This is a genomic window from Novosphingobium sp. JCM 18896, from assembly GCF_025938095.1.
Taxonomy (GTDB): Bacteria; Pseudomonadota; Alphaproteobacteria; order Sphingomonadales; family Sphingomonadaceae; genus Novosphingobium.
This window is the reverse complement of the sequence record NZ_JAPCZF010000001.1, coordinates 424,691-443,989: the sequence shown is the minus strand read 5'-3', so window position 1 is coordinate 443,989 and position 19,299 is coordinate 424,691. Positions and strand designations below refer to the sequence as shown.

Sequence of the window (19,299 nt, the reverse complement as noted above, 5' to 3'; positions counted from 1 at the left end):
GCGGAGCTGCAATAAGCTTTCCCGGCAATTGCAGTTGTTCGGGTGGTTTCGATGCAGGTTTTCGGCGGTCTCCCCTCTCCCTACGTGCGCAAGGTGGCGCTGGTGCTCGAGGAAAAGGGCCTGCCCTGGAACCTCAAGCTCCTGAGTCCCGGCAGCGAAGACGCCGAATTTCGCCTGGCCAGCCCCTTCGGCAAGATCCCGGCCTTCATCGACGACGACTATCGCCTGGCGGATTCGACCGCGATCGTCACCTACATCGAGGCCCAGTACCCCGAGAAACCGATGCTGCCCGCCGATCCGCGGATGCGCGGCCGGGCGATGTGGTTCGACGAATTCACCGACACGATCTTCTGCGCCTCGGGCCTCAAGATCATGTTCAATCGCGTGGTCGCGCCCAAATTCCTCAAGATCCCCGGCAACGAGGACATCGCGCTCGAAGGCGAACGCGAACTGCCGCGCAGCCTCGACTACGTCGAGAGCGTGGTGCCCGAGAGCGGCTGGCTGCTGGGCGAGGACTTCACCCTGGCCGACATTTCGGTCGCCTCGATGTTCCGCACTCTCGCCTATGTCGGCATCACGCCGAGCCAGCCGAAGACCGTGGCCTGGTACGCGCGCGTCTGCGAGCGGCCGGCCTGGCAGGTCGTGGCGGAGATGGAAGCCTACCGGCCCGCGAAAGCGGGCTGAGCCCTTTTCCCCTACCGCCGACTCAATAGACCTTCTCGGGCAGCTGGAAGCAGTCGAGGAAGCGCTGCGCCGCGGCGCGGTCGCCGCTGACGGTCAGGCCCGTCGCGGCCAGATCCTCGACCGGGATCTTGCCGTAAGCGGTGAAGATGATCGGCGTGGCGAGAGGCGTCTCGAAGACGAATTCGGGCACCTCCGCCTCTCCGCGCGCAACGTGGAACCGGCCATCGGCCACCTCGACGACGAAGCTGTCGTTGCCGACGCGGATCATGCCGCGCGTGGCGACGCCTTCGGCCCGCGCCGCGACGAACATCACGCGCATCGACAGCATCAGCGAGGCCGGCGACAGCCACAGGTTGGGATCGTGATGCGGTGACTTCACCGCCCACTTGCACAGCGCCAGCATCGCCTCCTCGGCCTGATAGCCCCAGGGCGTGAGTTCGTAGAGTTGGACCGCGACGGGCGTGGTCAGCCGGCGGCGCTGGACGATCTTCGCGCGCTCCATCGATTCCAGCCGCTCGGTCAGCACCTTGGCGCTGATTCCGGGCATCCCGGCCCGCAAGTCCGAAAACCGCCTTCCTCCGAACATAAGCTCGCGCACGATCAGCAGCGACCAGCGCTCGCCCACCAGTTCGAGCGCGAAAGCCATGCCGCAGGCGTCATCGTACCATTTGCCGTGCCGCTCGCTCGCCTTGGTTTCTTTTTGTAACTCCATGGTTGCTTTTAGTAACTCACACGACCATCACAAAGCAAGAGCGATTCGCAGCGCGTGCTGCACCCAGGAGGAGAGACCCAATGGCCCGCATGATTTTCGTGAACCTGCCCGTGGTCGATCTCGACCGGTCGAAGGCGTTCTATGAGGCGCTCGGCTTAACCAACGAACCGAACTTCACCGACGAGACCGCGGCCTGCATGGTCCTGTCCGAGACGATCTTCGTGATGCTGCTGACCCACGCCAAGTGGAAGACCTTCACCGATCGCCCGATCCCCTCGACCGACAGCAGCGAAGTCATGCTGTGCGTCAGCTGCGAGTCGAAGGACGAGGTCAACGGCTTCCTCGCCGCCGCCGAGCAGAACGGCGGCCAGCCCGACGTCTTCGCGGTACAGGATCACGGCTTCATGTTCAGCCGCGCCTTCACCGATCCCGACGGGCACATCTGGGAGACGATGTGGATGGATCCCGCGGTCGCCAGCGGCGAGGTCGCCCCGCCCGAAGTCGTCGCCTGATCGAAACGCAAAAAGGGAGAGAAGATCATGACCGAATTCACCCCGCCCGCACTCGCGCCGCACCTCGTCTGCGCCGGCGCCGCCGATGCGATCGAGTTCTACAAGCAGGCCTTCGGCGCCGAGGAGATGATGCGTCTCCCCGCCCCCGACGGGAAGCTGATGCACGGCGCGATCACGATCAACGGCGCCATGGTCATGCTGGTCGACGAGATGAAGGAAATGGGCGCGCTCGGCCCCAATGCGCTCGGCGGCACGCCGGTGACCCTGCACCTCTACGTCGCCAATGCCGATGCCTCGATCGACCGCGCGGCCCAGGCCGGCGCCACCGTGGTCATGCCCGCGACCGACATGTTCTGGGGCGATCGCTATGGCCAGGTGAAGGATCCCTGGGGCCACATGTGGTCGATCGCCCATTCGCTGCCCAACGCCCCGCAGGGCGAGGAAGAACTGCGCAAGGCCGCGGAGAACGCGATGTGCGGCCAGCCGCCAGCCAGCAATTGATCGCCAACAACTGATCACCGCAGAGGAGAACAGCCATGCCCATGGATCCCAAGGCCGATACCGTCGTCGTCGCGCTCAAGGACGTGCCCGCCTTCGCGCATGGCCTGGTCCGCGACCTGCGCGTGCGCTGGGCGCTCGAGGAGATCGGCCGCCCCTATCGCACCGAGATCTACGAGGGGATGAAGCCCCGCCCCGACAGCTACCGCAGCGAGTGGCAGCCGTTCGGGCAGGTGCCCGCGCTCGAACAAGGCGGCGTGCGCCTGTTCGAGAGCGGCGCGATCCTGCTCCACCTCGGCGAACAGGACGAACGGCTGCTGCCGCGCGAACCGCAGGCGCGCGCCGATGCCCATTCCTGGCTGATCGCCGCGCTCAACACGGTCGAACCCGCGGTGATGGACCTGCAATGGGTCGACGTGTTTCGCGCCCGTGAGGGCTGGACCAAGGAGGCGCGCCCGGGCTTCGTCGATTTCCTCAACGTCCGGCTTCGGCACCTCGAAGACGCCATGCCGCCCGACGGCTGGCTGGCCGGGCCTTTCTCGATCGCCGACATCCTGATGGTGACCGTGTTGCGCGAGGTCCGCCATACCGACATCCTGTCGGCCTATCCCAAGCTGACGGCCTATAAGCAGCGCGGCGAGGCGCGTCCGGCCTTCGTCCAGGCGCTGGCCGACCAGACCGCCGATCTCGGCGCGCCGATCCCGTTCGAGATGCCGGCATGAGCTTCCAGGCCTATCTCGACAACATCGAGGCCAAGACCGGCAAGACCCCCGCGGCGTTCCGCGCCTGGGGCAAGGACAAAGGCTTCGGCGAAGGCGCCGGCCTGGCACCGGGGGTGAAGGCCGGGACGATCGTGGCCGCACTCAAGGACGAATTCGGGCCCTAGTTACGATTTTGGGGGCCACGGGCACGCAATGGCGATCATCGCGTTGCTCAAGGGGCAGAAGAAGGAAGGAGACGCTTGATGACCTACGTACAAGGTTTCGTTCTCGCGGTGCCGACTGCGAACAAGGACAAGTTCATCGCCCATGCCGATCTCGGCGACGGCGTGTTCATGGACCACGGCGCCACCCGCATCCTCGAATGCTGGCAGGACAAGGTCGAGAAAGGCCACACCACCGACTTCTTCGGCGCGGTCGACTGCAAGGAGGACGAATCGGTCGTCTTCTCGTGGATCGAATGGCCCGACGCCGCGACCTGCAAGGCGATGGAAGCCAGGATGGAAGAGATCATGCAGTCCGACGACCGCATGAGCCAGGAAAAGAACCCCATGCCCTTCGACGGCATGCGCATGATCTACGGCGGCTTCACGCCGCTGGTCGACGAGGGCACCGCGCTCGACAATCCCTACGTCCAGGGCTTCATCGTTCCCGTGCCGGCGGGCAACCAGGCCGGGTACCGCAAGGCCGCGCTCGACATGTGGGACATCATGAAGGACTATGGCGCCAAGCGCGTGGTCGAGGCCTGGCAGGACGAGGTGCCGCACGGCAAGCAGACCGACTTCTACCGCTCGGTGAAGGCCGAGGACGGCGAGATCGTGGTCTTCTCGTTCATCGAATGGGAATCGCGCGAGGCCTGCGACGGTGCGCACGAGAAGATGATGCAGGACGAACGCATGAAGGGCTTCGAGGACGAGAAGCCGCCGTTCGACGGCAAGCGCATGGTCTATGGCAGCTTCGCCCCCGTGGTCGAGCTGACCAAGCAGCCCGTGGGAGCCTGAGCCATGACCAATCCCCTCGGCAGCTTCATCTGGTACGAACTGATGACCACCGATCCCGATGCCGCGCGGGACTTCTACGGCAAGGTCGTCGGCTGGAAGATCCTGGGTGAAGCGCCCGAGGGGGCCGCGGCCGCCGGGGGTGTCGACTACCGCCACATCGTCCGCGACGACGGCGGCAGCGGCGGCGGCGTGCTCGCGCTGACCGACGCCATGTGCGAGGGCGGCGCCCGCCCCTGCTGGCTCGGTTACCTCTACGTCGCCGACGTCGATGCGGCCACGGCGGCGATCGCTGCCGACGGCGGCAAGGTGCTGATGCCCAAGACCACGATCGACGTCGGCTCCTTCGCGCTCGTCACCGATCCGCAGGGCGTGCCGCTCTACGTGATGACCCCGGTCCCGCCAGCGGGCGCCCCCGCCGATGCGCGCAGCGACGTCTACGATCGCACGGCGCCGCAGCGCGTCGCCTGGAACGAGCTCTACAGCCCCGACATCGACGGCGCGCGCGCGTTCTACGCCAAGCACTTCGACTTCGCGTTCAACGACAAGATGCCGATGGGCGAGATGGGCGACTACTGGTTCATCGACCACGGCGGCGAGCAGATCGGCGCGATGATGCAGAAGCCCGCGGAAGTGCCCGTCGGGATGTGGAACTTCTACATCCGCGTCGGCGACATCGATCAGGCCGTCGCGACGGTCACGGCCAATGGCGGCCAGGTGTTCAACGGGCCGATGGAAGTGCCCGGCGGCGAATGGATCATCAACGGCATGGATCCGCAGGGCGCGATGTTCTCGCTCGTCGGCACGAAAGGATAGGCGATGGCCGAATACACCTTCTACACCAACCCGATGTCGCGCGGCCAGATCGCCCGCTGGGCGCTGCACGAGGTCGATGCCGACTACGAGCAGGTGCTGGTCGACTGGAAGGACAAGCCCGCCGCGTTCCTCGAAGCCAACCCGATGGGCAAGGTGCCGACGATCGTCCACCACACCGAGGACGGCGACCGGGTGGTGACCGAAGCCGCGGCGATCTGCCTCTACCTCGCCGAGATGCACTCCGAGGCCGGACTGCTGCCGCACGACGACGAACTGGCCGACTACCTGCGCTGGACCTTCTTCGCCGCGGGGCCGATCGAGCAGTCGATCACCAGCCGCGCGCTCAAGTTCGAGCCCGAGGGGCAGCAGGAGATGATGGCCGGCTGGGGCAGCTTCGACCGGACGATGGACACGCTCGAAGCCATGCTCGAGAGCCGCGCCTTCGTCTGCGGTGATCGCTTCACCATGGCCGACGTCTATGTCGGCAGCTCGGTCGACTGGGGCCTCAACTTCGGCATCCTGCCGCCGCGCCCGGCGCTGGTCGCCTATGCCGAGCGGATCCAGGCCCGCCCGCGCTACAAGGCCGCCAAGGCGGTCGACAACAAGCTGATCGAGGACATGAAGAAATGACCGCACCCAAGAACATCGTATGCCTGTGGTACGAAGGCGAGGCCGAGGCGGCCGCCAATTTCTACGCCGCGACCTTTCCCGACAGCAAGGTGTCGGGCGTCCACCGCGCGCCGGGCGACTATCCCGAGGGCGGCCAGCAGGGCCAGGTCCTGACGGTCGAGTTCACCGTCATGGGCATTCCCTGCATCGGCCTCAACGGCGGCCCGATGTTCAAGCACAGCGAAGCCTTCTCGTTCCAGGTCATGACCGAGGACCAGGAAGAGACCGACCGCTACTGGAACGCCATCGTCGGCAACGGCGGCCAGGAGAGCCAGTGCGGCTGGTGCAAGGACAAGTGGGGCGTCTCGTGGCAGATCACCCCGCGCGCGCTGAGCGAAGCCGTGGCGGGCTCCGACCCCGCCGTGGCGCAGCGCGTGTTCGCGGCGATGATGGAAATGAAGAAGATCGACGTCGCCGCGATCGAGGCCGCCCGCGCCGGAAACTAGGGAGCCCGATCATGGCCGAGGCCGATTTCCCCCGCGTCGCTTTCCCCAATGAAAGCCCCGAATACCGCGCGGCGCGCAATGCCCTGCTCGACGCCGAGATCGCGCTTCGCCGCCAGACCGAAGCCGTGGCCGCGCTGCGCCGCGCGCTGCCGCCCGGCGGCGAAGTGCCCGAGGACTACGTGTTCGAGCGGATCGGCGCGCACTTCCGGCCCGAGCCGGTGCGGCTGTCGGAGCTGTTCGGCGACCATTCGACCCTGATCCTCTACAGCTACATGTTCGGGCCCGAGCGCAACGTGCCCTGCCCCGGCTGCACCCACCTGCTCGACGGGCTCGACGGCGCGGCGCGGCATGTGCCGCAGCGCGCGGCCTTCTACGTCGTTGCGCGCTCGCCGCTGGCAAGGCTCCAGGCCTGGGCGCAGGATCGCGGCTGGCAGCACCTCCAGTTGATCTCGACCGCGGACAATGCCTATCCGAGCCACTATTACGGCAACACCGCCTCGCTGACCCCGGCGATGCGCGAAGCGCGCGGTTACAAGCCCGACGAGGATTGGGACGAGCCGATGCTCAACGTCTTCCGCAAGGACAATGGTACCATTCGGCACTTCTGGGGCAGCGAGCTTGTCTTCGCGCCCGAAGACCCCGATCAGCACCACCGCGGCCTCGATTTCATGGACCCGGTCTGGGGCATGCTCGACACCATACCCGAAGGCCGGGGGCAGGACTTCTTCCCCAAGGTCCAGTATTAGGAACAGGATTTCACGAATGCTCGCGCTCTACGGCCATCCCTTTTCGTCCTACACCTGGAAGGCGCTGATCGCGCTCTACGCGAACGACATCGAGTTCGATTTCAAGGTGGTCGATCCCGATCACCCGGAGAACGCGCAGTTCGTCGCCACGGCCGGGCCGCTGGGTAAGTTCCCCGTGCTCCAGGACGGCGAGAACGTGATCTTCGAGAGCACCTCGATCATAGAATACCTGTCGCAGCGCCACGCCAAGAACCAGCTGCTCGTGCCCGACGAGCCGAGCGCGGCGCTGGGCATGCGCATGCTCGACCGCGTCTTCGACAACTACGTGATGAACGTCATGCAGATCGTCGTAAACGAATATATCCGCGACAGCGAGAACCCCGACCAGGCGCGCTGCGCCGAAGCGCGCGAGCAGCTGACACGGACCTATGCCTGGCTCGAGGGCTGGCTCGAATACTATCCGCCGATGGACCACATCACCCTGATCGAATGCGCGGCCGCGCCGTCGCTGTTCTACGCTGACTGGGTCCACCCGATCGCCGACGATTTCCCGCGGCTCCAGCAGTGGCGCGCGCACCTGCTGTCATTGCCCGAAGTCGCGCGTTGCGTCGAAGAGGCGCGGCCGTTCCGCCCCTACTTCCCGCTCGGCGCGCCCGACCGCGACTGACACTTTCACCGGAGGCCCCGCATGTCCGACAACACCGAACTGTCCGTCACCCGTCTGATCGCGGCAAAGCCCGACAAGGTCTGGGACATCATGGTCAACCGCACCGAGGAATGGTGGTGCCCCAAGCCCTGGCGTGCCGAGATCGACCAGCAGGACCGCCGGCCCATGGGCGTCTGCAACATGACCTTCTATGGCCCCGACGGCGAGCAGAGCCCGCAGAACGGCGTCTATCTGGCCTATGACGAGGGCAAGCGCTTCGTCACGACCGACGCCGTCACCGCCGATTTCCAGCCCTCGGGGCCGTTCATGATCGGCATCTGGGAGATCGAGCCCGAAGGCGACGGCACCCGCTACACCGCCCGCGCGCGCCACTGGAGCGCCGAGACCGCCAAGCAGCACGAGGAAATGGGCTTCGTCGAAGGCTGGGGCGTCTGCGCCGACCAGCTCCAGGCGCTGTGCGAGGCGGATTGATGTCGAACGATCCTCCCCTGAAGGGGAGGTGGCAGCGCGAAGCGCTGACGGAGGGGTGTCCCGGCTAGCGGTTACCCCCCTCCACCACCGGCTACGCCGGCGGTCCCCCTCCCCCTAAGGGGGAGGATTTTGAACATTACCGCCCGATCAGCCCCAGCGCATGGCGGATGAACTTGTCACGATCGGTCACCCATTCGCTCTCGGGCGGAAGTTGCGGATTGACGTAGGTCCAGCCGCCGGGCGCATAGACCTTCTGCATCCGTCCCTCGGTGTCGAAGGCCAGCGAGACGATGCGCTGCTGCGCGCGCGTGGTCTGATCGCCGCCCAGCATCTCGATGCCATCTGCCGCCAGGGCATTGCCCTGCGAGCGCAAGGCGAAGACGAAAGGCTCGGACCGAAAACTCTCGACCGTGGTGTTGAAGAAGGCCGAGACATAGACCTTGTCGAGCGCGGTCAGCGGCGCCGCGGGCATCCGCCAGTCGGGGCTGACCAGCAGGTTCCACGGATAGTGGTCGGGCGGGCCATAGGCGATCTCGGTGCGCAGATCGACCAGGCCCTCGCGCGGCTCCTGCGCCGAGAGCTGGCGCTTGATGTGCAAGCCATTGGCCCAAGTAAAACCGAAGGCCGAGATGTCGACGAGCGGCATGGCCGAAGGCGGCGCGCCGTTGGGCGTGTTCGCGACCGTGACGTCCTCGTAGATCCGCAGGTAGGCCTTGTCCTTGATCTGGTGGCCGCTGGCGCTGTTCTCCCACGCGCGCTGCCCGCGCCAGATCGAGTGGCGGAAGTGCGAGACGAGCGTGCCGTTGATGTAGGTGGCGTGCTCCTGGTCGGCATTGGTGCCGACGTTGCCCGCGATCTCGCTGTCCTCAACATAGAGCATGATCTCGCCGCTGGGGACGAAGATCGCGTTCTTGCCGCCGAAGATCTTCGAGCGGCGCACCACGGCGGTGAACAGGCCCGGCCGTGCGGTGTCGACGACTTCGAGATGGAGCGCACCCATCGGCTGGTTGGCGGCGGGAAAATCGAGTTCGATGTCGCGCATCTCGAAATGTACGCGCTGCGCGCCGACCTGGAACAGGCGCAGATTGACCTTCGCCCAGTCGTCGCCCGAGCGGAAGGTCACGCGGCGGCCGGGGATCGACGAACGCAGGATATATTGCGTGCCCTGGAGCGAACCGACGATGTCCGGCATCCACGGCGCAAAGGGATAGACGCAGGGTTTCCCGGCGCCGTCCAGCGCCTCGTAGACGAATTCGAAGCCGCCCTCGGCGCGGCCGTAGAGTGAATCGCCATCGCGGCCTTGGTAGACTTCCTTGCCCGCCGCACGCGAGGCGTCGCACTTGACGAACAGCGTGGTCGCCGGGCGGTGGAGGCCGTTCATCGGCATGTAGGACGGGTAGAAGCCGTCACCCGTTGGGGTCGATTGGCTCGATGAAGACGACACCGGCGCCGGAGCATCAATCGCCGCGACCGGTTCGGCAACGATCTTGGGTGCCGCTTCGTCGTGCACGGCCGAGGCGGCCGCTGCTGCGACGCCGGCGCCGGCCAGGCCAGCAAGGCTCAGGACGAGGAACGATCGGGAAACCGCAGGCATGGGCTAACTCGCTAGCACGTGAGCGCGGCACCCTGGCGGAAAAACGTGAAGGAAGCGTGGTCATCCCCGTTTCGGGGAGGATCAGGCGAAAGCCGCGGCCTTGCGCAGCAGCTGATAGGCCTCGACCACTTCCTGCAGCCGCGTCTCGTAGCCGCGGTCGCCGCCGTTGCGGTCGGGGTGGTACTTGCGCACGAGTTCCGAATAGCGGCTGCGCAGCGCGCGGCGATCGGCGTCGATCGGCAGGCCGAGAACGTCGAGCGCGCGGCGCTGGTCGGGCGAGAGCACGATGCCGTCCTGGCGCTGCGCCGGCTGTCGCGCGCGCATGTGCGCCCGCGCGCGGCCGCTGATCGCGTCGAGCGGATCGGCGAAATCGGCCCAGCGCGGCGCCTGGTCGATGTTGCCGTTGGGTCGGAAGGCGCGCGTTTCGCGCTCCCAGCCGTGGAGCGGCGACTGCGCCTCGAGGATCTCCTCGGCGCTCATGCCCGCGAAGAAATCGTAGCCCGAATTGAACGCGCGGACGTGATCGAGGCAGAACCAGCGGTAGTCGCCCGGCCCGTCGAAACCCGAGGCACGCGCGCCGGGCGCACGGAATTCGCCCGCCTCATCGCAATTCGGCGCCTGGCAGGTTCGTCCCGGGGTCTGGTGTCGGCCGTGGAATCTGTCGTGTCTCACCGGGTGGCAGATGGCAACAGATCGGCTAGAAGTGAAGGCATGACTGGACCACTCGCACAAGAAATCGGCCAACTCCTCCAGGCGGCCTTCACCCCGACGCGGCTCGACGTGATCAACGACAGCGACAAGCACCGCGGCCATGCCGGCCACGACGGCAGCGGCGAATCGCACTTCACCGTCGAGATCGAGAGCACGGCCTTCGCCGGGGTCTCGCGGCTCGAACGCCAGCGCATGGTCAACCGCGCGCTCGGCGACATCCCGGGCGACCGCGTCCACGCGCTCGCAATCAAGGCTAAGGCCCCCGGGGAATGAACGCTCCCGTCCAGCGCCGGATCCGCCGCGCCGCGCGCGTGCTGCTGTTCGGCGCGGACGGACGACTGCTGCTGTTCCGCTATACCCCCAGCTGGTCGAAGCCGTTCTGGACCGCGCCCGGCGGCGAATGCGACCCGGGCGAGGACTTTCCCGCCGCCGCACGGCGCGAACTGTTCGAGGAAACCGGGTTCGAGGCCGAACCGGTGGCGATGGACTATGTCCGTGAGGACGAGTTCGAGACCCTGCAGCGCGAGCCGATCCGATCGCTCGAGCACTTCTTCTGGGCGGTCACCGATCGCACCGAAATCAACGTCAGCGGGCATACCGAGCTCGAACAGTCGATCATGCAGGGGCACCGCTGGTTCACCCCCGAAGAGGTGGCCGACTGGCACGAGCCGATCTTTCCGCAGAACATCGTCAACCTGATCCGGCGCGCCCGCGCGCAGCGCGAAGGAACTCTCGCATGACCGAATCCGCATCCGGCCCCATCCTCCAGACCGTCACCCCGATCGCGCACGATCTCGGCGCCTTCACCGTGCGCCGCGCGATCCCCTCGCCGCGGCTCAAGATGGTCGGCCCCTTCATCTTCGTCGACGAGTTCGGCCCGGCCAAGCTCGATCCCGGCAAGGCGATGGACGTGCGCCCGCACCCGCACATCAACCTCGCGACGGTGACCTGGCTGTTCGAAGGCGCGATCGACCATCGCGACAGCCTGGGCACTTTCGCGACGATCCGCCCCGGCCAGGTCAACCTGATGACCGCGGGCACGGGCATCGTCCATTCGGAGCGCAGCCCTTTGACCGAGCGCGCAGATGGCCCCTCGCTCTACGGCATGCAGACCTGGCTCGCCCTGCCCGACGGCAAGGAGGAGATCGCCCCCGCCTTCGAGAGCCGCACCGGCCTGCCGCTGATCGAGGGCCACGGCGCGCGAGCACGCGTGATCATGGGCACGCTCTGGGGCGAGACCGCACCGACCACGCAATATGCCGAGACGATCTATGCCGAGATCCTGCTCGACGCCGGTTCGGCGATCCCGATCGACCCCGAGGCCGACGAACGCGCGGTCATGCTGGTCGGCGGCGAGGCGGCGATCGACGGCGTGCCGCTCGGGCTTTACGAACTGACCGTGCTCGCGCCCGGCCAGTCGCTCAAGCTGACCTCGGCGGGCGGCGGCCGTGTCATGCTGCTCGGCGGCGAGCATTTCGCCAGCCCGCGCCACATCTGGTGGAACTTCGTGTCCTCGTCGAAGGAGCGGATCGAGCACGCCGCGCTCGAATGGCGTGCGGGCAATTTCCCCAAGGTGCCCGACGACGAGGCCGAATTCATCCCGCTGCCCGAGGGACGCCCCAAGATCGTCTCCTATCCGTGAGCGACGACCCGGAGATCAAGCCGCGGTCGGGCAGTTCGCTGATCCGCCAGGTCCACGGCCACCATGCCGCGGTTGGCTATATCGAGCTGTTCTTCGACCTCGTCTTCGTCTTCGCGATCACCCAGCTCTCGCACGGCCTGCTCGAGCATTTGAACTGGCTGGGCGCGCTGCAGACCGCGATCCTGTTCCTCGCGGTGTGGTGGGCCTGGATCTACACGACCTGGGCGACCAACTGGATCGACCCCGACCACGGCGGCAACCGGCTGGTCCTGGGCCTGGCCATGGTCGTCAGCCTGGTCCTGTCGAGCTCGATCCCGCACGCCTTCGCCGGCGCCGGACTGACCTTCGCGGTCGCCTATAGCGCGCTGCAGATCGGCCGCTCGCTCTACGTCTCGTGGGTCTGCGGCGAATGGACGCGCGACGACAACTGGGGCCTCGTGCGGATCACGCTGTGGTTCGTCGCCTCGTCGCCGCTGTGGATCCTCGGCGGCCTCGCCGATCCCGGCGAGCGCGTGGCCTGGTGGATGGCGGCTTTGGCGATCGAATCGCTGGGGCCGGTCGTGTTCTACTGGGTCCCGGGGCTCGGCCGCTCGACCCCCGACGACTGGGAGATCGCCGGCGGCCACATGGCCGAGCGCTGCGCGCTGTTCATCATCATCGCGCTCGGCGAAGGCGTGCTGATCACCGGCGCGACCTTCGGCAAGCTCGAACCCAGCCTGCCAACGATCCTGGCCTTCCTCACCGCCTTCCTCGGCTCCTTCGCGATGTGGTGGGTCTATTTCGACGTCGGCGCCAAGCGCGGCGCCGAGCATATCGAACATCACGAACACCCCGGTGTGGTCGGCCGCGACGCCTTCACCTTCTGGCACGTACCGATCGTCGCGGGGATCATCCTGATCGCGGTCGCCGACGAACTGACCCTCGCGCATCCGCTCGAGCCCGTGCACGCGGATTTCCTGCTGGTCACGGCCGGCGGCATGGGCCTGTTCCTCGGCGGAACGATGAAGTTCAAGCGGATCAGCAGCGGCCACAACTGGTTCCCGCCCTCGCACACCGCGGGCCTGCTATTGACCGCCGCGCTGGTGCTCTGGGGCTGGCTGGCGCACCCGCCGACCTTGTTGCTCTACGCCGGGTCGACCCTGACCTTCGCCTTTGTCGCGCTGTGGGAATGGGGCTCGTACCACGGCGGCTGGATCGAACGCATGGAACGCCGCGGCTGGTGGCTGGGCCGGATGCTGCGGCGCTATACCGACTGGCGGCTGGCGGGGATGGGACGGCCGCGCAGCTAAGATCCTCCCCTGCAAGGGGAGGTGGCGCGCGCGTAGCGCGTGACGGAGGGGTGTCCCCATCACGGAGAGGGCGACACCCCTCCACCACCGCCTACGGCGGCGGTCCCCCTCCCCTTACAGGGGAGGATTTTGGATCTTCCACTCCACGCTTGCCCCATGCGCATGGGCACCGGCGAGCAGCACGGCCTCCTCCCCGCCCGGCCAGTAGCGCACGCGCAGCCCGTGCTGGAGCAGGGTGCGATCGGCCTCGAGCATGATCCAGGCCAGCGGACGTTCGCGCGTGGCCTTGGCGCCGTGGGCTGCCATCGCCGCGGTGATCCGCGCCTGCTGGTCGGCCGGGACATATTGCCAGACGATCGAATGCATCAGCACGCGCGTCGTGCCCTCGTCCTGCGGCTGCGCCAGCTGCTGCTCGACGAAGTCCGCGGCGTTCATGCGGACAAGATCGGGCCTTTTCACCTTTGCCGCCGCAATCGCCGCGTCGAGCCGCTCGAAGCGAACCGCGTGTTCGGGCCAGACATAGGCGCGCAGCCGCGCAGCCTGGGCCGGATCGGTCAGATCGATCGGCGCCACGTCGCAGCCCTTAAGCGAGACCACCGTGATCGCCCGGTCGGGCGGCGGCGGCCCGTGCCATTCGGGCGCGAAATGCAGGACCGCATCCTGCTCGGGCCCGACCGAGACTCCGCCGAGATCATAGGCATAGCGATCCAGCATCAGGTTGATCCCCGCGCTCGAGCCGATTTCCAGGCAGGCGAAGCGCGGCGGCAGCCCCTGCCCCGCCAGCCACAGCATCGCCGCGACGAAACCCCAGGAGCGCCCGGCCTCGTTGGTCTGCGGCGGCCCGTCGAGCCAGGGCATCAGGAAGTCCTCGTGGGCTCGCGTCGCCGCTGCGACAATCGCGACGTCGTCTGCCGGCTCGTCTGCATAGATCGCGGCCAGTTCCGGCGCCCGACCGCTCTGGTGCAGGGCGTGGATTCCGCCCGTCGCCCGCAACGGCACGGCGTCGGCCAAGGGTGGGCCCGGCCAGTCGCGGATCGTGCGGACGAAACGCCCTGGGTTCGGATCGTCGAGCTGCGCGGCAATCGCCGCGACCACGCGCGCGGTCACCGTCGCCGCATTGGCGCGGCAATAGGCGACCTGATTGGCAAAGGCCTGTGCCACGCTGACGCTGATCGGATCCTGCTCCACGGTTGCCCTTTCGCCTGCCGCCGCCTATGCGCGGCCGATGCAAAAGCCCGTGAATCTCAGGCCGCTCACATTCGCCGTGCCCAAGGGTCGCATCCTCGACGAGGCGCTGCCCCTGATGGCCCATGCCGGTGTGGTGCCCGAAGCCGAGTTCCACGACAAGAAGTCGCGTGCGCTGTCCTTCGCCTGCGAGGGCGACGAGTTCGGCGACATGCGCCTGATCCGCGTGCGCGCTTTCGACGTCGCGACCTTCGTCGCGCATGGCGCTGCGCAGATCGGCATCGTCGGCTCCGACGTGGTCGAGGAATTCGCCTATTCGGATCTCTATGCGCCGGTCGATCTCGACTTCGGCCACTGTCGTCTCTCGGTCGCCGAACCGACCGACCGGAAAACCGACGGCCCTGCCGCGAGCCACCTGCGCGTCGCCAGCAAGTATCCGAACCTCACGCGCAAGCATTTCGAGAAGCTGGGCATCCAGGCCGAGGTCGTGAAGCTCAACGGCGCGATGGAGCTCGCCCCCGGGCTCGGGCTCGCCAGCCGCATCGTCGACCTGGTCGAGACCGGCCGGACGCTCAAGGACAACGGCCTCGCCGAGACTTCGGTGATCCTGCAGATCTCGGCCCGCCTGATCGTCAACCGCGCCGCGCTCAAGACCGACGAGCGGGTCGGCGCGCTGGTCGAACGCTTCCGCGCGCTCGTCGCCGAGCAGAAAGCCCCTGAGGGAGCAGCCGCCTGATGCTCCGGCTCAACACCCGCGATCCGGGCTTCGACAAGGCGTTCCAGCGCCTCGTCCGCGACCGCCGCGAGAGCGACGACGACGTCGCGCGCGACGTCGCGCTGATCCTCGAGGACGTGCGCAATCGCGGTGACGTGGCCCTGGCCGAACTGACCCAGCGCTTCGACGGCCATTCGCTGGCCGACGATGCCAACTGGCGGATCGAACTGGCCGAGTGCCGCGACGCCTACGACAATCTCAACCCTGAACTGCGCGCCGCGCTCGAGCTCGCGGCGCAGCGCATCCGTGCCTATCACGAGGCGCAGCTGCCGCAGGACCGCGACTATACCGACGAGGCCGGTGTACGCCTCGGCGCCAAGTGGCGCGGGGTCGATGCCGCCGGGCTCTACGTCCCGGGCGGCCGCGCCGCCTATCCCTCGTCGCTGCTGATGAACGCCATTCCCGCCAAGGTCGCGGGGGTCGAACGGCTCGTCGTCGTCACCCCGACCCCCAAGGGCAAGGTCAATCCGCTAGTCCTCGCCGCCGCGCACATCGCCGGGGTCGACGAGATCTGGCGGATCGGCGGCGCCCAGGCCGTCGGCGCGCTGGCCTATGGCACCAAGCGCATCCGCCCCGTCGACGTCGTCACCGGCCCCGGCAACGCCTGGGTGGCCGAGGCCAAGCGCCAGCTCTACGGCGTCGTCGGCATCGACATGGTCGCCGGGCCCAGCGAGATCCTGGTCATTGCCGACGGCAAGAACGATCCCGACTGGATCGCCGCCGACCTGCTGAGCCAGGCCGAACACGATCCCGCCGCGCAGTCGATCCTGATCACCGACGATCCGCTGTTCGCCGATACCGTCGCCGATAGGGTCGGCGTCGAGCTGGCCATGCTCCAGACCGCGCGCGTCGCCAGCGAAAGCTGGAACACGCATGGCGTAATCATCGAGGTCGCCAGCCTCGACGAGGCCCCCGCCCTCGCCAACGCGCTCGCCGCCGAGCACGTCGAGATCGCGACCGACGAGCCGCAGGTGCTGGCCGACGCGATCCGCCACGCTGGTTCGATCTTCCTCGGCCGTATGACCCCCGAGGCGGTCGGCGACTATGTCGCCGGTCCCAACCACGTCCTTCCCACCGGCCGCCGCGCGCGCTTCGCCTCCGGCCTATCGGTACTCGATTTCATGAAACGCACTTCGTTCATCCAGCTCGACGCGAGCGCTCTCAACGCGATCGGCCCCGCCGCCGTCGCCCTGGCCGAAGCCGAAGGCCTGCCCGCCCACGCGCGCTCGGTCGCCGTGCGGCTCGAACAGCTGGAGTCGGGCCAGTGAGCGGCCGCTCGCGTGCCCGCGCCGCTGCGCGCCTCGCCGCCGTTCAGGCGCTCTACCAGCACGACATGGAGGGGACCCTCCTCGCGCCGCTGCTCGACGAGTTCCACCGCCACCGCCTCGGCGGCTTGATCGACGACGAAGTCGACGACAGCCAGTACGTCGATGCCGAGGTGAAGTTCTTCGACGACGTGGTCAAAGGCACGATCGCCCGCCGCGACGAGATCGACGAACTGTTGTCGAGCAAGCTGGCCGAGAGCTGGAAGATCGAGCGTCTCGACAAGACCCTGCTCCAGATCCTGCGCGCCGGTACCTACGAACTGCTCGCCCGCGCCGATGTCGCCACCGGCACCGCGATCAGCGAATACGTCGACGTCGCCCACGCCTTCTTCGAGGCGCGCGAGGCGAAATTCGTCAACGGCGTGCTCGACGCCGTGGCAAAGGCGGTTCGGTAAAGTCTTCCTCCCTTCCTTTCCCCTTGATGGGGAAAGGATGCGAAGACTTGGCAGCTTGCTGCCTAGTCGCAGCTGGATAGGGGTGAGCGTGCCGCGAGTTCGGCGCCTGTAGGGAACCTCACCCCTACCCAACTTCGGCTAGTTCGCTTCGCTCTCAAGCCTCCGTATCCCTCCCCCATCAAGGGGGAGGAAGAACGGTCGTGCTTCGACTTCCCCCATCAAGGGGGAAGAACTAAGGTGCGCCTGTGAAGAAGCACCCGCCCGCCATATCGGCAAAACGCGCCCGCAATCTGCGGCGCAATCCGACCGATGCCGAGCAACGGATGTGGCGCTTACTCAAGGAAAACTTCCCCGAAGCGCGTTTCCGCCGCCAGGTGCCGATCCGCCAATACATCGCCGACTTCGCAAGCCATCAAGCCAAAGTCGTCATCGAACTGGACGGCGGGCAACACTCGCCCCAAAGCGATGCTCCGCGCTCGGCCGTGATCGAGGCAGAGGGGTACCGGATCATCCGTTTCTGGAACAACGCTGTGCTCGAAAACGGCGACGGCTGCATGGCCAGCCTCACACAGGTTCTCACGCGCACATGACCACCGAACTCGCCTTCATCGAAACCTTGCGCCGGATGGCTACGCATCCTGCCGCGCGCGGGCTCGGCGACGACTGCGCGGTGATCGAGATCGGCGGCGAGACGCTGATACTTACGCACGACATGATGGTCGCGGGCGTGCACTTCCTGCCCGAGCAGGATCCGGCCGACCTCGCCTGGAAGCTCGTCGCGACCAACATGTCCGATCTCGCGGCCAAGGGCGCAGAGCCGGTGGGCGTGCTGCTCGGCTACATGCTCGGCAGCGACGACGCGCGGTTTCTCGCCGGGCTGGAAGAGGCTCTCGCGCATTACGGCGCACCGCTGCTCGGCGGCGATACGGTGTCGGCGAACGGGGCTCAGGCGATGGGCCTCACCGCGATCGGCCGCGCGACGCACCGACCCGTCCCTTCACGTTCGGGCGCGAAGGCCGGCGACGCGGTCTATGTCACCGGCCCGGTCGGCGGCGCGATGATGGGGCTCGAAGCCTTGCGCGCTGGCCAGGGCGACAGCATTGCCTATCGCCGTCCAAGCGCCCTGCTCGCCGAGGGCCAAGCCTTGGCGCCGCTCGTCACGGCCATGATGGACGTGTCCGACGGCCTGCTGCTCGACGCCGCGCGGATCGCGCGTGCCAGCGGCGTGATCCTGGCGATCGACGGTGCCGCCGTGCCGATCGCCGCGCCCGAGCACCGCCGCGCCGAGGCGCTGCGCTGGGGCGACGACTACCAGTTGCTGTTCACCGCGCCGGCCGACGCGGCCCTGCCGGTCGCGGCCTTGCGGATCGGCGAGGTCCTGTCGTCAGGCCCGGCACCGCTGCTGCTCGATGGTATCCCACTCGGCGAGAAGGACAACCTCGGCTTCGAACACGGTTAGTGCGCGCTGCAGTCCACGCCGCGTGCCTCGAGGATCGGCTTCATCTCGCGGTAGGCTGCCTTGCAGGCGTGAACCGGGATGTACGGATGCAGGTGATGGACCAGGTGGAAATCGATCCCCAGCGAACCCCAGTGGCCGAGCTTGTGGCGGATGATCGCGGTGCTGTCGTAGCGGCCGACGCCGTTGTGCGGCTGGTGCGGCGCCCAGCTCAGCACGGCATGGATATAGCTGAGGCCGATGTGCCGCGGCAGCCACCAGAGTAGCGCAACCTCGATCGCATAGCCGCTCCGGGCCATGGCGAAGAAGAACGAGAGCACGACGAGCTGGATCGCCATCGTGTGCTTGAGCGCGGCCTTGGCTTCGGGCGTGCCGAGTTCGCCGATGTGCCGGCGCCAGCGCGCGGCCGTGCCGATCGGCCCCGGCTGCCGGTTGAGCCAGGACTTGATCACCGCCATGAACACATTGGGCGCGGCGTGGATCGCGTCGGGATCCTTGATCGGATCGTTGGTATACTGGTGATGCAGCAGGTGCATCGCCTTGAGCATCGAGAAGGGCAGGATCAGCGGCACGGCGGCGATCCAGCCGGTCAGTTCGTTCCAGAACCGCGCCTTGGTGCCCTCGCGGCCGAGGTTCGAATGCATCGCCTCGTGGCTGACGACATAGCCGCCCGCGACGAAGACCGAATTGATCGCGCAGCCCAGCCAGAGCGGGATCACGCCCATGATCGCCAGCGGGAAGGTCGCCACGAAGACCGCGAAACAGACCAGCGCGATCGCCACGTAGGGCCAGGTCGACACGTTCTGCGCAGCATATTTGAGGCCGATCTCGCGCTCCATCTGCGCGAGCGTCTTGCGCGCATGGGCGTCGAGTTCGCGATCGGGCCGCGCCAGCGGGATCGCCGGCCCTTCGCGGGTCAGAGCATCGGGCGCCGTCTGGCCGCCCAGCATCAGGTCACGGATGTCGTTCATGGCCCCCGCCGATCAATC

26 protein-coding genes and 1 pseudogene are annotated in these 19,299 nt (G+C 67.3%); 22 read left to right on the top strand and 5 right to left on the bottom strand.

The genetic code is table 11. The features are described 5' to 3' along the window. The first annotated feature begins 51 nt into the window (after nt 1-51). Entirely contained in the window at nt 52-684 is a 633-nt protein-coding gene (locus OLX23_RS02095; protein ID WP_264442638.1) for a glutathione S-transferase family protein, read from the top strand. A 22-nt stretch (nt 685-706) separates the two neighbouring features. On the opposite strand, the gene OLX23_RS02090 is transcribed toward OLX23_RS02095, so the two are convergent. Beyond that, a complete protein-coding gene (locus OLX23_RS02090) occupies nt 707-1,396 on the bottom strand; it encodes a winged helix-turn-helix transcriptional regulator (protein WP_264442636.1) in 690 nt (229 codons plus the stop codon). A gap of 80 nt (nt 1,397-1,476) precedes the next feature. On the opposite strand from OLX23_RS02090, the gene OLX23_RS02085 reads away from it, so the two are divergent. The 12 genes and pseudogenes from OLX23_RS02085 (at nt 1,477) to OLX23_RS02030 (ending at nt 7,938) form a co-directional block, all read left to right on the top strand. Further along, nucleotides 1,477-1,908 carry a VOC family protein gene (locus tag OLX23_RS02085; protein ID WP_264442635.1) on the top strand — a complete coding sequence of 144 codons (432 nt, stop codon included), beginning with the start codon at nt 1,477-1,479 and terminating at the stop codon, nt 1,906-1,908. Nucleotides 1,909-1,935: 27 nt separating this feature from the next. Beyond that, the gene (locus OLX23_RS02080; RefSeq protein ID WP_264442634.1) at nt 1,936-2,409 is read left to right on the top strand and encodes a VOC family protein; all 474 of its coding nucleotides are present in this window, start codon (nt 1,936-1,938) and stop codon (nt 2,407-2,409) included. A 35-nt stretch (nt 2,410-2,444) separates the two neighbouring features. Further along, on the top strand, nt 2,445-3,128 hold the full coding sequence (locus OLX23_RS02075) for a glutathione S-transferase family protein (protein ID WP_264442633.1): 684 nt from the start codon (nt 2,445-2,447) through the stop codon (nt 3,126-3,128). Further along, nucleotides 3,125-3,292, top strand: a complete 168-nt coding sequence (locus OLX23_RS02070) for a DUF4287 domain-containing protein (protein ID WP_264442632.1) — start codon at nt 3,125-3,127, stop codon at nt 3,290-3,292. Before OLX23_RS02075 ends, OLX23_RS02070 begins: the two co-directional genes overlap by 4 nt. 78 nt (nt 3,293-3,370) lie before the next feature. Continuing rightward, nucleotides 3,371-3,730, top strand: a pseudogene (locus tag OLX23_RS02065) (DUF1428 domain-containing protein); the annotation flags it as partial. Further along, nucleotides 3,722-4,126 (top strand): DUF1428 domain-containing protein, encoded by a 405-nt coding sequence (locus OLX23_RS02060; RefSeq protein WP_264443709.1) that lies wholly within the window; start codon nt 3,722-3,724, stop codon nt 4,124-4,126. The pseudogene OLX23_RS02065 and the gene OLX23_RS02060, both read left to right, overlap by 9 nt. Nucleotides 4,127-4,129: 3 nt before the next feature. Next, complete coding sequence (locus tag OLX23_RS02055; RefSeq protein ID WP_264442630.1) at nt 4,130-4,939, top strand: VOC family protein; 810 nt, start codon at nt 4,130-4,132, stop codon at nt 4,937-4,939. A 3-nt stretch (nt 4,940-4,942) separates the two neighbouring features. Beyond that, complete coding sequence (locus OLX23_RS02050; protein ID WP_264442629.1) at nt 4,943-5,569, top strand: glutathione S-transferase family protein; 627 nt, start codon at nt 4,943-4,945, stop codon at nt 5,567-5,569. Then, nucleotides 5,566-6,054 (top strand): VOC family protein, encoded by a 489-nt coding sequence (locus OLX23_RS02045; RefSeq protein ID WP_264442627.1) that lies wholly within the window; start codon nt 5,566-5,568, stop codon nt 6,052-6,054. Before OLX23_RS02050 ends, OLX23_RS02045 begins: the two co-directional genes overlap by 4 nt. Before the next feature lie 11 nt (nt 6,055-6,065). Further along, nucleotides 6,066-6,800, top strand: coding sequence for a DUF899 family protein (locus OLX23_RS02040; protein WP_264442624.1), 735 nt, complete (start codon nt 6,066-6,068; stop codon nt 6,798-6,800). A gap of 16 nt (nt 6,801-6,816) precedes the next feature. Next, nucleotides 6,817-7,467, top strand: a complete 651-nt coding sequence (locus OLX23_RS02035) for a glutathione S-transferase family protein (protein WP_264442623.1) — start codon at nt 6,817-6,819, stop codon at nt 7,465-7,467. Between the two features lie 21 nt (nt 7,468-7,488). Continuing rightward, on the top strand, nt 7,489-7,938 hold the full coding sequence (locus OLX23_RS02030; RefSeq protein WP_264442622.1) for an SRPBCC family protein: 450 nt from the start codon (nt 7,489-7,491) through the stop codon (nt 7,936-7,938). A gap of 136 nt (nt 7,939-8,074) precedes the next feature. Here the strand turns inward: OLX23_RS02030 and OLX23_RS02025 are convergent, their stop codons facing one another. Next, nucleotides 8,075-9,532, bottom strand: a complete 1,458-nt coding sequence (locus OLX23_RS02025; protein ID WP_264442619.1) for a hypothetical protein — start codon at nt 9,530-9,532, stop codon at nt 8,075-8,077. 81 nt (nt 9,533-9,613) lie between these two features. Then, a complete protein-coding gene (locus OLX23_RS02020; RefSeq protein WP_264442617.1) occupies nt 9,614-10,204 on the bottom strand; it encodes a J domain-containing protein in 591 nt (196 codons plus the stop codon). A gap of 39 nt (nt 10,205-10,243) precedes the next feature. Here OLX23_RS02020 and OLX23_RS02015 point away from each other — a divergent pair, with 39 nt between their 5' ends. From OLX23_RS02015 to OLX23_RS02000, 4 genes are read left to right on the top strand one after another with little or no spacing between them, the layout of a single operon-like run. Then, the gene (locus OLX23_RS02015) at nt 10,244-10,516 is read left to right on the top strand and encodes a BolA family protein (RefSeq protein WP_264442616.1); all 273 of its coding nucleotides are present in this window, start codon (nt 10,244-10,246) and stop codon (nt 10,514-10,516) included. Beyond that, nucleotides 10,513-10,983, top strand: coding sequence for an NUDIX hydrolase (locus OLX23_RS02010; protein WP_264442614.1), 471 nt, complete (start codon nt 10,513-10,515; stop codon nt 10,981-10,983). The genes OLX23_RS02015 and OLX23_RS02010 overlap by 4 nt, the downstream gene beginning before the upstream one ends. Then, entirely contained in the window at nt 10,980-11,885 is a 906-nt protein-coding gene (locus OLX23_RS02005; RefSeq protein WP_264442613.1) for a pirin family protein, read from the top strand. Before OLX23_RS02010 ends, OLX23_RS02005 begins: the two co-directional genes overlap by 4 nt. Then, nucleotides 11,882-13,174, top strand: coding sequence for a low temperature requirement protein A (locus tag OLX23_RS02000; protein WP_264442610.1), 1,293 nt, complete (start codon nt 11,882-11,884; stop codon nt 13,172-13,174). Before OLX23_RS02005 ends, OLX23_RS02000 begins: the two co-directional genes overlap by 4 nt. Before the next feature lie 114 nt (nt 13,175-13,288). Here the strand turns inward: OLX23_RS02000 and OLX23_RS01995 are convergent, their stop codons facing one another. Beyond that, nucleotides 13,289-14,362 carry a DUF2332 domain-containing protein gene (locus tag OLX23_RS01995; protein ID WP_264442608.1) on the bottom strand — a complete coding sequence of 358 codons (1,074 nt, stop codon included), beginning with the start codon at nt 14,360-14,362 and terminating at the stop codon, nt 13,289-13,291. Between the two features lie 37 nt (nt 14,363-14,399). Between OLX23_RS01995 and hisG the strand changes: the two genes are divergently transcribed. The 5 genes from hisG (at nt 14,400) to thiL (ending at nt 18,313) form a co-directional block, all read left to right on the top strand. Next, nucleotides 14,400-15,095 (top strand): ATP phosphoribosyltransferase, encoded by a 696-nt coding sequence (gene hisG / locus OLX23_RS01990; RefSeq protein ID WP_264442606.1) that lies wholly within the window; start codon nt 14,400-14,402, stop codon nt 15,093-15,095. Continuing rightward, nucleotides 15,095-16,402, top strand: a complete 1,308-nt coding sequence (hisD, locus tag OLX23_RS01985) for a histidinol dehydrogenase (RefSeq protein ID WP_264442605.1) — start codon at nt 15,095-15,097, stop codon at nt 16,400-16,402. Before hisG ends, hisD begins: the two co-directional genes overlap by 1 nt. Beyond that, nucleotides 16,399-16,854: a transcription antitermination factor NusB gene (nusB, locus tag OLX23_RS01980; RefSeq protein ID WP_264442604.1), complete on the top strand. Its 456-nt coding sequence runs from the start codon at nt 16,399-16,401 to the stop codon at nt 16,852-16,854. The genes hisD and nusB overlap by 4 nt, the downstream gene beginning before the upstream one ends. Nucleotides 16,855-17,099: 245 nt before the next feature. Continuing rightward, nucleotides 17,100-17,444, top strand: a complete 345-nt coding sequence (locus OLX23_RS01975) for an endonuclease domain-containing protein (RefSeq protein WP_264442602.1) — start codon at nt 17,100-17,102, stop codon at nt 17,442-17,444. Next, the gene (gene thiL / locus OLX23_RS01970) at nt 17,441-18,313 is read left to right on the top strand and encodes a thiamine-phosphate kinase (RefSeq protein ID WP_264442601.1); all 873 of its coding nucleotides are present in this window, start codon (nt 17,441-17,443) and stop codon (nt 18,311-18,313) included. Before OLX23_RS01975 ends, thiL begins: the two co-directional genes overlap by 4 nt. Here thiL and OLX23_RS01965 read toward each other — a convergent pair. After that, the gene (locus OLX23_RS01965; RefSeq protein ID WP_264442599.1) at nt 18,310-19,281 is read right to left on the bottom strand and encodes a fatty acid desaturase; all 972 of its coding nucleotides are present in this window, start codon (nt 19,279-19,281) and stop codon (nt 18,310-18,312) included. The genes thiL and OLX23_RS01965 overlap by 4 nt on opposite strands. Nucleotides 19,282-19,299: the final 18 nt, after the last annotated feature.